Annotated in this window: 7 protein-coding genes; all 7 read left to right on the plus strand. The window is 46.4% G+C overall.

Annotated elements, in window-relative coordinates:
• Positions 1 to 15 precede the first annotated feature (15 nt).
• The 7 genes from GON05_RS05355 (at position 16) to GON05_RS05385 (ending at position 12,649) form a co-directional block, all read left to right on the plus strand.
• Positions 16 to 2,253 (plus strand): alpha-L-fucosidase, encoded by a 2,238-nt coding sequence (locus GON05_RS05355; RefSeq protein ID WP_157318179.1) that lies wholly within the window; start codon positions 16 to 18, stop codon positions 2,251 to 2,253.
• Positions 2,254 to 2,269: 16 nt separating this feature from the next.
• Positions 2,270 to 5,476, plus strand: a complete 3,207-nt coding sequence (locus GON05_RS05360) for a glycosyl hydrolase family 95 catalytic domain-containing protein (protein WP_157318180.1) — start codon at positions 2,270 to 2,272, stop codon at positions 5,474 to 5,476.
• Between the two features lie 377 nt (positions 5,477 to 5,853).
• A complete protein-coding gene (locus GON05_RS05365; protein WP_157318181.1) occupies positions 5,854 to 7,632 on the plus strand; it encodes a sensor histidine kinase in 1,779 nt (592 codons plus the stop codon).
• Positions 7,633 to 7,745: 113 nt separating this feature from the next.
• Positions 7,746 to 9,065 (plus strand): ABC transporter substrate-binding protein, encoded by a 1,320-nt coding sequence (locus tag GON05_RS05370; protein ID WP_157318182.1) that lies wholly within the window; start codon positions 7,746 to 7,748, stop codon positions 9,063 to 9,065.
• A 67-nt stretch (positions 9,066 to 9,132) separates the two neighbouring features.
• Entirely contained in the window at positions 9,133 to 10,014 is an 882-nt protein-coding gene (locus tag GON05_RS05375; RefSeq protein ID WP_157318183.1) for a carbohydrate ABC transporter permease, read from the plus strand.
• Between the two features lies 1 nt (position 10,015).
• Positions 10,016 to 10,912 (plus strand): carbohydrate ABC transporter permease, encoded by an 897-nt coding sequence (locus GON05_RS05380; RefSeq protein WP_246068904.1) that lies wholly within the window; start codon positions 10,016 to 10,018, stop codon positions 10,910 to 10,912.
• A 30-nt stretch (positions 10,913 to 10,942) separates the two neighbouring features.
• Positions 10,943 to 12,649, plus strand: a complete 1,707-nt coding sequence (locus tag GON05_RS05385) for a response regulator transcription factor (RefSeq protein ID WP_157318184.1) — start codon at positions 10,943 to 10,945, stop codon at positions 12,647 to 12,649.
• The last annotated feature ends 473 nt before the right edge of the window (positions 12,650 to 13,122 follow it).

The raw sequence follows: 13,122 nt of genomic DNA on the forward strand, positions 1-13,122 counted from the left end.
AAGGGAGATGTGTTGATGAAGCCATTTATGAAGACATTGGCAGTATCAGTCTCACTTGTTTTATCCTGCGAGTTACTCTCGCCATTAGGAGCCTATGCAGCAAGTACTTATCAGCCTACATGGGAATCCGTTGATCAGCATAAGGCCGCCCCAGAATGGTTTCAAGATGCTAAGTTTGGCATTTACTATCATTGGGGTGTTTTCAGCGTTCCAGCCTTTGGCAGTGAATGGTATCCTCGCAATATGTACGTACAAAATGGCAAAGAGTACAACCATCATGTTAGTTTGTATGGTGCCCCTTCTTCGTGGCCGTATAACAATTTCATAAATGGTGCACAGGATAAGAATGGGAATTGGGTGGAGTTCGCTCCCAAGTTGAAATCAGCTGGAGGTCAATTCGATCCTAACGATTGGGCGCAATTGTTCGTTGATGCGGGGGCAAAGTTTGCGGGTCCTGTTGCTGAGCATCACGATGGTTACTCGATGTGGGACAGTTCTGTAAATGAATGGAATTCGGCGGATAAAGGCCCCCATATGGATCTCCTTGGTACCTTTGCAACCGCAATTCGTAACAAGAATTTGAAGTTGTTGACAGCGCTGCATCATGCTTATAACAGTAACGGTTACTTTCAATACGCTCCTGCTCAATCAGACCCCAGTTTGATGAAATTGTACGGTCAACTGCCGAAAACGCAGGAGGATCAGCTCTGGTACGATAAACTGAAAGAAGTGATCGATACTTATCAGCCTGATATTCTTTGGCAGGATTTTGCTTTGACGAAGATAGATGAAGTGCAGCGTCTCAAGTTCTTATCGTATTACTATAACAAAGCAGTAGATTGGGGCAAAGAGGTTGTCGCAACCTATAAAACCGGCGGTGGATTCAACTTGAATGGTGAAGTTGTCGACTATGAAAGAGGAGGGCCAGCAGAGTTAACTTCTAATTATTGGTTAACGGACGACAGCGTTGGCGGTTGGAGCTATACACCTGGCATGAGCTATTATTCAGCACCTGCGTTGCTTCACTCCCTGATCGATCGTGTAAGTAAAAATGGCAACCTGCTGCTTAATATTGCGCCAATGGCAGATGGAACAATTCCACAGGAGCAAAAAAATATTTTGCTTGGAATGGGGGATTGGTTAAAACGCTATGGCGAAAGCATTTACTCGACGCGTGCTTGGACGAAGTATGGTGAAGGCCCTACACAGCTTGGCGGAGCGATTCAATCAAAGCCTATTGTTGGAACGGAAACAGACATTCGTTTTACTCGCAACAAAAACAACAACACGTTATATGCCATCGTTCTGGGATGGCCGGGGAATGGCGCCACATTGAACATAAGCACACTTAATTCAAATCAGATTAAATTGAATGCGCTTTCAAATGTGCAATTGCTAGGAGAGACCGCCGGTACCTATATTAATTTGCCAAACAGAGTCCAAAATCAGGAAGGTTTGAAAATTACGATGCCGGCAAACAAACCATTCACTGCAAGTGCCTATGTGGTAAAACTAACGTTCACAGGGAGCATTCCCGATTTGCATCAGGTATCGGGTCCAACTTTTTACAAACATGTGCAATATGAAGGAAATCGAATTCCTCTCTCTTTGGGCAATTACACAAAATCAACTTTGCAAGCGGCTGGAATTGAAGATAATAGCATTTCCTCCATCAAGGTACCGTCTGGTTACAAGGTGACTGCCTACGCAGATGACAATTACAGCGGGACTTCTTGGACTTTTGTAAGTAACAATAACAATCTTAAAGACACTAGCAATAATGATTTAATTACCTCGCTCAAGATAGCTCTGGATTCAAATGCGTACTTTAAACTTGCAAATCGTACGACAGATTTGGTGCTTGATGGAGGAGGGAGTGTGACCTCTGGTTCGAGTGTGAGGGAAAATGTGTGGAACAGCAGTAATGATGCTCAATGGAAGTTCGTCGATCTCGGTACAGGATATTATCAGATTCTTAACCGGACCAATGGTCTGGCACTGGACGGTACAGGAAGCGGGATGGCAACAGGAACGACTACGAAGGAAACAACGTGGACTGGCAGCGAGAATCAACAGTGGCAATTGACGGATCTGGGAGACGGATTTTATAAAATAACGAATCGGTCTAATGGCTTAGTTCTAACAAGCAGTGGAAACTTTAAGGGGGAATTTACCCCTCCTGTGTATGTAAACAAGCTTTCGACTTGGAATGGGAGTACACATCAGCAGTGGAAGATCGTGAAGGTTAACTAATAAAGGAGGAGATGCTATGAAGAAAGTAAAAGCAGGTTTCATAAGCATGATAGTTAGTACTCTACTTGCAACAAGCTTGATATCAGTTGGAGCATCCAATCAAGCTCAAGCCAATGTTGGGAGTACCGTGCTGCCTGTCCAGAAAACAGGCAATTGGGATGATTTAAAAATCAATTGGACAACGCCGGCCAGTGGGACGGATTTTAACGGGGCACCTGTCGGGAATGGTTTCTTCGGCGCAAAAGTATCAGGTGGTGTTGCGACAGAGATTCTTCAACTTAATGACAAAACGTTTCATTCCGGCGAACCGTTCAATAACTATGATCCAAATCGCAAGACGGCTCTAAATAATGCAAGAAGCCTGCTGGCAGAAGCGGATACAGCGACAACAGTAACGTATCGCGAGCAGAAATTAAAACAAGCTGAGACGGCAGCCAAGGGGATGTGGGGATATGCGTACATGGCTAACTTTCTGCCCGTCGGCAATATTGTCTTGGATGTCCCGAATACGACGGGATATACGAATTATAATCGAGAGCTTCATCTGGATAAGGCTGCTGTGACAACCACATATAAAGTGGGAAGCACGACTTATAAGCGCGAAGTATTTGCGAGCTACCCGGATCGCGTGATGGTTGTCCGAATGACCAATGACGGCGGACTGCCGATGAGTATGACAGCCAAGATGACGCTGCCGAATGAAATGAACGGACATGGAACCGTCTCTTCATCGGGCAACGAGATCCAAATGACTGGAACAGCCCCATACGCTTACTCTCAATACCCAACCACGCTGTGGGCAGACGGGAGAGGCATGACGTTCGATGCTCGTCTTCGCGCCAGAACGACGGGAGGAACCATAACAGCAACCGGAGGCAATTTGAACATTTCAGGCGCTTCGGTCATTGAACTCCTATATGCCGATGCGACAAGCTACAAGGATCCGTTTACGAATCCGAATCCAAGCCAAGGCGGCAACAATCCTGCTCCAATCGTAACGGGGATTATAAACGCGGCGTTTGCCAAAACCTATGACCAGCTCTTGAGTGCCCACCAGACTGATTATCGGAGCTTGTTCCGCAGGTTATGGACGGAAGTGAATGGGAACATAGGTGATGCCAGAGCCAATGTGCTCTCCTATCAATATGCTCGATACGTTTCCATTTGCACTTCCAGAGCGAATACATTTGATCGACCGCATAACCAACAGGGAATGTGGAATTACATGTGGAGTCCTCGCTCGAATGGAGCGCATTACTTTAATGAAAATGTAGAGAAGATGTATGCATTGATTGAGACAGGGAATCTTGCTGAGAACGGCGATCCGCTGTGGAAGTATATTAAAAATTTAGCGATCAACGGAGCAAAAACCGCGCAATCCGATTTCGGTTTTGACGGGTGGGTGGTGCCGCATGCATCCGATGTGTGGGCAAAAACAGCGCTTGGCGCCAATGACAATGAGTGGGCGATCTACCCAACAGGCGGCATGTGGCTCATGTTTAATGTTTATGATCATTATCGGTTCACACAGGACAAAAGCTTCCTTCGTGACACGGCCTTTCCTCTCATGAAAGGTTCAGCGGAATTTGCATTGGATTTACTTGTTGCTAATAAGGATGGTTATCTCGTGACATCGCCCTCTACTTCGCCAGAAACGAAGTATGTTTTGTCAGATGGTACAAAAATTGCCGTGAGCCAAGGTTCGACGATTGATATGACGGTCATACGAGAACTGTTTGAAAATATCCTTGAAGCGGGGAGCATATTGGAAACAGATTCTCCTGCGGACGTTGAATTGTTGAATCGTATTCGAACGGCTTTGCCGAAGCTGCTTCCTTATCAAATTGGAACTAGCGGTCAAATTAAAGAATGGAATAATGATTACGCAAACGTTGATCCAAGTCATCGCCATGCTTCCCATCTCATTGGTGTTGGTTTTCTGGATCAGATTACGAAGAGAGGCACGCCTGATTTATTTCAAGCAGCTAAAGTATCGCTAAACATGCGCGGTTCAGGCGGATATCACCCGGATAGCGGGTACATGTGGGCACGACTTAATGAAGGGAATAAAGCCGCCGCCCTTGCAACCATTTATCCGACCAATCCTTCGGTAAACGAATGGCAAATAAAAAGCGCGTATTATCCAGAACTCTTTGTGCAAAGTCATACCGGGGAAATTGAACTTCTGCCTTCATTGCCTACAGCATGGACGAGTGGCGAAATTACAGGCGTAAAAGCGAGAGGCGGGTATGAGCTCGGCATCAAATGGGCAAACGGGCAACTCGTATCCGCTCAAATTGATTCCCCTAGCGGTACGGTACCTGTAATCCGCTATGGCAATCAGCTTTTGAATCCGTTTACCGATTCGCGAATTACATTTGTGCGCGGAACTACACAATCTGCATTCAATCAAATTGAAGCAGAGAACTACGACAGCCATTCAGGCATCCAGCTAGAGAGCGCCTTAGACAAAGGCACGGGTTATGATCTCACATCGATTGATAATAACGACTACTCGGTTTACAACAATGTTGATTTTGGAACCGGAGCAGCTTCATTCTCCGCCAGGGTGGCAAGCAACGGTCCAGGAGGGACCATTGAAATCCGCTTAGGGAGTGTGACGGGGACGCTGGTAGGCACGTGTACGGTACCGTCTACTGGAGGAGGACAAATTTGGCAAACGGTAGGTTGCGGAGTAACGGGCGCCATGGGCGTGCAGAACGTATATCTCGTTTACAAGGGAACTGGCGGCTCTCTCTTCCATCTGAACTGGTTCCAATTCAGCCAGTCTGCTATGGTTGGTGGCGTATATAAGCTTATTAATACGGGGAGCGGGAACCTTGCCATGGACGTAAAAGGAAATGCAACGGCAAATGGGACGGCAGTCATTGCGTCACAAGATAACGGTGCTGCAAGCGAGCAATGGAATATTAGCGACAATGGCGATGGCACGTTCAGGCTCCTTGGCGTTACAAGCGGTAAAGGACTGAATGTGAACGCAGCAACGACGACGGACAACTCAAAGACACTTATATGGCCCTATGCGGGTTCATCAAACGAAAGGTGGAGATTCAATGCGAATCCGGATGGCACGTATACTATTCTTGGAGTCCAAAGCAACAAACCGTTGGATACGCTTTTAACCGGAACGGAATACTCGGTGGTTATTAAGACGGCGAACGGAACGGCAGGCCAGAAGTGGAGACTGGTCAAATTGCAATAATTGTATCGGCTTTGTAAAAGAGGTGCCCTTGGGTGCCTTTTTTTTATTAATAGGTTTTGCAGTTTCAGGGGCTGGCTGCCTTGTCCAGGTTCAAAAATAATCATGAATAGAACAAAAAACATCATGAGCCTTCCACTCAGGAATCGCTATAATTTATTTGAGACATGCTTTTGAATTTACAACTGTAAGCGTTTTCGTATTTTGTCGAATAAAAAGAAGGGGATGAACCACGCAACCGGATTGAAATTGCGCACCAAGTTATGTCGAATTATAAGAATTTTTGTCGAATTTAAAAAGGAAAAAGGACATTTTCTCAAAATAACCGAATGTAAGGTGAGAAAGACAGCTAATGTATTTTGACATGACGGGGTGCCAGGATGAAGTTGTTTGCTAAACCGTGGACGTTTTCGGCGACGCTCCATGTTTTGTTAGTTGTGATGGTGGTGTTCCCCATCGTGATTATTTCGACCATGATTCTGCAAGTATATAAACGAGATCTGCTGCAGCAAACGACAGAACGTTCGCTGCAGACGCTGCATGCGGTCACTTATTCTGCCCAACAAGAGATTAGCAAAATTGAGTACGTGACGGCGGCAGTCGGCGTCGATCGGGATATTTTATCGATTGCGACTGAGTTGCATCAAGCGGATGAAAGCAATCGCTACGCATACATTAATGCGATGGAACGTGCGCTAAGTCGATATACTTATTCGATGTCAAGCCAACTTCTGGCGATTCATTTTTTTTACAAAGACGGCGGCGTATATTCATTCCAGCAAAATCTGTCCACGGATGAGCAGGAGGTTCGCGCCATGGAGTGGTACCGGAGAACGTTGAAGCAAACGGATAACGTCCAGTTTCTAGGCCTGCAGCGTATGATGCTGTTTGGCCAGACCGAACCGGCAGGGCTATCGGCGGCCATTGCCCCGAGCGCTTTTCATACGTTGAGCGATGTTGAAATGGTTTGTTTTACATTGAATGAAGAAGCGTTCGAAAAAATTTTTCTGCAGCAGCCCTATGATAAATCAGCGTTTGTTATTGTGACCGGGGAAGGGCAAGTGATTGCATCAAGCAGCAACTGGGATGAAACGAGTGTAAGTCTGGCAAGGCTGGAGCAAATAAAATCAGCTAGTGAAGGGCATTTTATCGATAAAGCCAGCGAGACGGAGATGCTTGTCACGTATGCGGCAGTTGGTCAAACAGGGTGGAAAGTCGTGCATGAAATTCCGTATAGCGAGTTGACTGCCAATTATAACCGAATTTATAAGATTGTACTGCTTGCTACCTTTGCTGTTATTGCGGTATTTTTGCTCATTTCATTCTATTTAGTGAAAGGCCTTACGAGACCCATTCATGTGCTGGTACGCAAGATGTCCCTGGTCATGGAAGGGGATCTGAATGCCAAAATCGGCACATCGGGCATCGCAGAAATGGCTACGCTTGGACGCACATTCAATCATATGCTGGACCAGATTAAGCTGTTGATTCGCCAGCGCGAAGAAGAGGAGCAGATGAAGCGGAAGGCGGAGTTTGCTGCCTTGCAATCGCAAATTAACCCGCATTTTCTCATTAATACGCTGAATGCCATTAAGTTGATGGCGCTCATCAGCAAGGTGGATAATATTCGGAACATGACCAATGCCTTGATGCGGCTTGTTTCTTCTTCTTTTAACCGGGGAGGCATTCTTACGCGCTTTTCCGATGAAATCGAAAATTTAAAGCATTATTTATACATCATGGAAATCCGTTATGGTCATAAATTCGAAGTCGAATGGCAGATTGATCCGCAGGCAGAGTCGAAGTATTTGCTCAAGCTGCTGCTGCAGCCGGTTCTGGAGAACAGCATTGTACACGGGATGGCCGGCAAGGAATCGCAAGGTAAAATCGTGATTGCAGCTAATGTTCATGAAGGAAGCCTGTACATCGTCATTGCGGATAACGGTGAGGGAATGACCGAGGAACAGCTAACGCAATTCCGAGCAAAAAGCAGCCCACATACGTTCTCGGGAATGGGGTTTGCCAATGTGCACCACCGCATTCAGCTGCATCACGGAGAGGATTACGGCTTAACCCTGGCTGCGAATGAACCGGAGGGAACGAAGGTCACGATGAAAATTCCGCTTATTTTTAAAAATAAAGATGAGGAGTCTCTGTAGTTCAAAAAAGATCAACTCTATAGCCGAAAAGATCATTTGGATGCGTTTACATCGCGGGTATGATAAGAGTAGAACAAATGATTATAGAATCAATCATTGGAGGGGTAACGAAGATGGGAAAAAGAAGATTAATGGGTACCGCATTAGTTAGTGGGATCGTGATGTTGAGTGCATTAACAGGCTGCGGCAAAGATGCGGCTACACAGCCTGCAGCATCAACCAAGCCGACAGAAACCCAAGCGGCTGCTGCGCCAACTGCGAAACCGGCTGATCCGGTTAAGTTGAAGCTGGCGATGTGGGATGCCAAGGGAGACATTACGTTTTGGCAGGAGAAAGTGAAAGATTACACCAAATTGAAGCCGAATGTTACGGTTGAAGTGGAAAAAGTGCCGGACAACGGCGGCCAATATTTAAAGGTGCGCTTAGCTGCAAATGACTTGCCGGATCTGTTCTACCTAAAACCGGCGCATATGCAAATTTATAAGCAGTCGCTGCTTCCGCTTGATGACCTGAACGGGGCCAAGAATAATAAATTCCCGGCAAAAATCGATGGGAAAATATTGGGAGCACCACTCGTTTCTTTCTCCGAATTCGTTTACTTCCATCCGAGCGTTTTCAAGGAATTGAACCTGGAAGTGCCAAAAACATTACCTGAGTTGATGTCAACGATGGAGAAAATTAAAACAAACGGCAAATACACACCGATTGCCATCGGAGGTAAGGAAGATTGGACGTTCTATCCGTTCATGGAATTCGGACCGCATATTCTCTCCGGGGATGAGAATTACTTGGCTACTTTGGCGAAAACACCTGAACCGTTTGGAGATGGCAGCACATTTGATAAAGTTGGAAAAGTGATTAAAGAAATGTCGAGCAAAAAACTGGCAGGACCAGATGCGCTCTCGATCTCCTTCGATCAATCCACGCAATTGTTCGAATCGAAGAAGGCAGCAATGATTGCTGCCGGTCAATGGTACTACGGTGATTATGTGAACCGTGTAAAAACGGACGATGACGTTGGCGTATTCCCGCTTCCTTTTAGAAGCACAGAGAGCGAGCCGTTAACGGCTATGACGTTGTCCGATATGAATATCGGGATCAACAAGAACAGCAAAAACGCAGCGGAAGCCAAAGCCTTCTTCGAGTGGATGTTCAGCAAAGACGTTTACCAAGGTTATATCAATAACGCTCAACAGTTCTCCACCATCAACGGCGTGAACTCGGAAATTCCTTTCTTCAATAAGTGGACGGAAAAGTATCCGTTTAAACCGTTCATTTACAATGCGACAGATGAGGCTTTTGCGAAAGTAAGCGGCGCAGCTCAATTTGATTTCAAAAAAGCAGCACAAGAAATTTATTCTGGCAAACCGATCGAAACAGTGGAAAAAGACTTAAACAACAAGTGGAAAAAAGCGGTTGAATCGAACAAATAAGTTTGGAAGAGAGGGCACTACCTAGGCGACTGGCATAGTGTCTTCTCTTATATACAGGAGTGATCATATGAATTATCGCATGCAGCAAAAAGTCGTAATTTTCTCGTTTTTACTTGTACCGGTTTCGCTCTTACTGTTATTTCTAATCTATCCGACGCTTCAGCTATTCCGCTACAGCTTCACTAGCTGGGATGGCTACAGCCCAAGCTTCAAATACATCGGCTTCGAAAATTATGTCCGAATGCTGTTTGATTTCCCTGAAGCTTGGCAAGCGATTAGGAATAACGGTGTGTATTTTTTGCTCCATACCATCGCGATTCCACTCGAATTGACGACAGCCGTGCTGCTGAACAGAGTGCTGCGTGGGAGTGCATTCTTTCGTTTTTCCGTGCTAATGCCTTACATTATTAACGGGATTGCTGTGGCATATATGTTTAGCTACATTTACAACCCAATAAATGGTCCGCTGAACGAGTTGTTAAAGGCAGTCGGGCTAGAATCATGGATTCAAAGTTGGCTGAGCGACTCCAACGTCGTTAATTATTCCTTAGTGGTTGTCTCGCTTTGGCGTTACAGCGGTGTGCATGTTGTCTTGTTTCTAGCCGGTCTGCAATCGATTCCGAAAGATCTGTATGAGGCGGCTGAAATCGATGGAGCGAACTTTTGGCAGCAGCAGCGTTTTGTTACACTGCCAGGCATCCGTCGGGTCGTAGAAATCATCTTGTTTATGAATGTATCAGGAGCTCTGCTGCAGTATGATATTCCGCTTGTCATGACAAATGGCGGTCCAGGAAGCGCAAGCTCGACATTCGGTTTATATTCGCTTCAAACGGCGTTTACGTATAATAATTACGGTTTGGCCTCCTCTATGGCCGTTATGCTTTTGTTATTAATTATTATATTTTCATCGCTGCAGGCTTGGATTGTGAAAGACAGGAGTGAAGCTTGACATGGAACGTACACAACTATTGAAACAAACCTACAAGCCGGAAGTGCCGAGCAGGACTCGTTCGATGAGTACACAGCGATTAGTTGGCCATATCGTTTATTATGTTTTATTTACCTTAATGGCTGCGATCGTTTTCGTCCCCATTTTGCTGGTCGTATTTGGTTCTTTTAAAACAAATCTGGAGCTGGCCGAAACGTCCCCTTTTTCGCTGCCCCAAAGCTTTCTCCATATCGATAACTACGTCAGCGCCTTGAAAGAGGGCAATATGATACGCGGTCTAGGCAATTCTGTGCTGCTTGTTGTGTTAAGTATGCTCGGGAATATGCTGCTCGGTACGATGACGGCATATGTGCTTAATCGTTTTCAGTTCCGGATGAAAAAAGTGATTCTCATGATGTTTATGGCTGCAATGATCATTCCGGCCTATACGACGGAGATTGCCAGGTTTCAGCTCATACATGCTCTGGGTGTCTATAATACACTAGGCGCGCCTCTGCTGATTTATATCGGAACAGATATTATGCAGATCTACATTTATATGCAGTTTCTCGAAAAGATTTCCGTACAGCTCGACGAGAGTGCGATGTTGGATGGCGCCTCTTATGTGCGCATTTTTCGCTCGATTATTTTCCCATTATTGCTGCCAGCAACGGCTACACTAGCTATACTAAAAAGTGTTACAATAATGAACGATATCTTTGTCCAACAGTTATACATGCCTAGCGCGAAACTGGCGACGTTGGCGACTTCTTTGACAGCGTTTGTCAGCACACGCAGTTCCGATTTATCACAGCTTTGCGCTGGGATTATTATCGTGCTGCTGCCTAGCGCCATTTTCTACATCGTGTTTCAACGTTATATTTTCAAAGGTCTCATGGATGGGGCTGTTAAAGGATAAGGTGAATGCAGTCAACTTGGCCATTGGAGGATGAATCGGTTGCTTAAAATGATGATTGTTGACGATGAACCGCTTGTTCGCCTTGCGCTTCAGCATATGATCGATTGGCCGAGTATGGGCATTATCGTCGAAGTTGAGGCCGCTGACGGAGCGGAGGCGCTTGACATTCTGAAGCAGCGTGGCGATATCGATCTCATGCTGCTTGATATTGAGATGCCGAGGCTTAGCGGAATTGAACTGCTGCGAGCCTACACGCCTGTTAAGGAAAAGCGGAGACCCGTCACGATCATGTTAAGCGCCTATAGCGATTACAGCTACGTGAGGGAAGCTTTTTTGCTTGGCGCTATTGATTTCATCGTGAAGGCGGATATGGATGAGGAGCATCTTGTGCCTGTTATTTTGAAGGCGGTCAACGAATTGAGTAAAGAGGAACCTCCGTTAAATTCGCTGCCGACAAGTGAGATTGAAGATGACAATGATGCGAAAAGCGAAATCCTCCGTCAGCTTATCACGTTTGATCCGAATCAGCAGGATGAGGTGGCTGCCGTAGCAACAACAGGTATTCACGAGTGGCTTGGCGAAGTGAATCAGTTGGTTGCCGTTATGACCGTTTCACAGGGGGCGCTGGGCAGCAGGCAGGAACGAAGCTTGAATGATGCGAAAACGCAGCGTTTTATTACGCAGTCGGTGCAAACCGTATTGGACGCCATGTCGATCCGGCATTTCATCTACCGGAAAAGCCAAACGGAATACGTGCTTTTCTGCACCTTGGTCCAATATCGAAGCGAAAGCGTGATACGCGAAAAGGTGCAATCCGCTTTTACCATGATGCAAACCCGGCTGATTCAGTATGTGAACGTGTCGATCTCGATCGGTGTGAGTGAACTGGCCAGCGGAACCAAACATTGGTACCGTCTGCACCAACAGGCAGCACATTTGGCGGCGATGAGCTTTTATGCCGGATGGAACAAAGTGTTTTATCCTGAAAGTTGTATGGATCAGGGAAGATCTGGGTCGGGATCTGGATCCGGAGCTGGTGGGAATGCTGGTCAGGACCATGTTCGCAAGCTGCAGCTGACGCTGAAAGCGAATGGGGCAGCCATCACTCAACTGCTCGAACAGGACAATTCGGAGTTGTGGGGCAAGGAGTTTGAGCAAATGCAGCTGCTGCTCGGGCAAACATGGGGATGGCGGCCTCAGGATGTTCAGGCTGCACTTGAGAATTTGCTCTGGGAGCTGGGTGGCTTATTGCACCGCAAAGGGATACGTTGGGATGAGCTGGAGGAAGAGCTTCAGCATCCTTTTGAATATATGAGAAGTTTGGAGACTTTGGAAGAAACGAAAAGCTGGCTATATCGGATCTGCACAAATTTGTACAGCTGGCTTCATGGGAAGGAAAAAGCGGATTGCAGCTACAGCACCGTGGTGGCGACGGCTAAGCAATTCCTTGATCTTCATTATATGGAAGACGTCAACCTGGCGTTGATCAGCGAGATGGTGGGCGTTAGCGAAAGCTATTTGAGCAAGCAGTTTACGAAGGAAGTCGGCAGCAATTTCATTCAGTACTTAACGCATTTGCGTATCGAAGAATCCAAGCGATTAATGAAAAAGAAGGGCTTTAAAATAACCGACATAGCCGAAAGCGTCGGTTATTTGAATGTTGAGCATTTCAGCCGCATGTTCAAAAAAACGACGGGGTACAGCCCTAAGCTGTACCGGGAGAGTTTGTTGAAGTGAGGCTGGGGCGCGAGGTGTGAAGTGTGGAGAGCCGAGTGCCGAGTGCCGAGTGCCGAGTGCCGAGTGCTGAGAGCCGTGAGCGAGTGCCGAGTGCCGTGAGCTGTAAGCGAATGCAAGTGCAAATACGGAGTGCAAAGTGTGATACGCCGAGTGCGTAGTGGCGAGTGCGAAGTGCAAATAAGGGAATGCTAGGGCGCTATTTCAGCGATATTAGTAGTTAGAGCGAGCTAGAGGGGAACTGAGGTCCACTATTTCGGCATTTTCGCCGGAATTGGGTCCCATTTAGCAGAAATAAGACCCTGTAGTTCCTCTCATCTCGGAAATCTGCACGGTATCTTCGAAATAGAGGACGCCAGTTCCCTTATTATCTGCCCTAGCGGAAATCTCCGCTAGTCTTTCTGTGTCTGGTGGGTGGAAAGTTGCAGAATGGTGAGTACAGTGGTTGGATCGTGGAAGGTGGGTAAAGTAGCTTG

The organism is Paenibacillus anseongensis (assembly GCF_009757995.1).
GTDB classification, from domain to species: Bacteria; Bacillota; Bacilli; order Paenibacillales; family NBRC-103111; genus Paenibacillus_E; species Paenibacillus_E chondroitinus.

What these genes read in the sequence shown, in the direction of transcription:
- GON05_RS05385 (WP_157318184.1), top strand. Translation starts at nt 10,943, where the DNA reads ATGAATCGGTTGCTTAAAATGATGATTGTTGACGATGAACCGCTTGTT.
- GON05_RS05360 (WP_157318180.1), top strand. Translation starts at nt 2,270, where the DNA reads ATGAAGAAAGTAAAAGCAGGTTTCATAAGCATGATAGTTAGTACTCTA.
- GON05_RS05365 (WP_157318181.1), top strand. Translation starts at nt 5,854, where the DNA reads ATGAAGTTGTTTGCTAAACCGTGGACGTTTTCGGCGACGCTCCATGTT.
- GON05_RS05370 (WP_157318182.1), top strand. Translation starts at nt 7,746, where the DNA reads ATGGGAAAAAGAAGATTAATGGGTACCGCATTAGTTAGTGGGATCGTG.
- GON05_RS05380 (WP_246068904.1), top strand. Translation starts at nt 10,016, where the DNA reads ATGGAACGTACACAACTATTGAAACAAACCTACAAGCCGGAAGTGCCG.
- GON05_RS05375 (WP_157318183.1), top strand. Translation starts at nt 9,133, where the DNA reads ATGAATTATCGCATGCAGCAAAAAGTCGTAATTTTCTCGTTTTTACTT.
- GON05_RS05355 (WP_157318179.1), top strand. Translation starts at nt 16, where the DNA reads ATGAAGCCATTTATGAAGACATTGGCAGTATCAGTCTCACTTGTTTTA.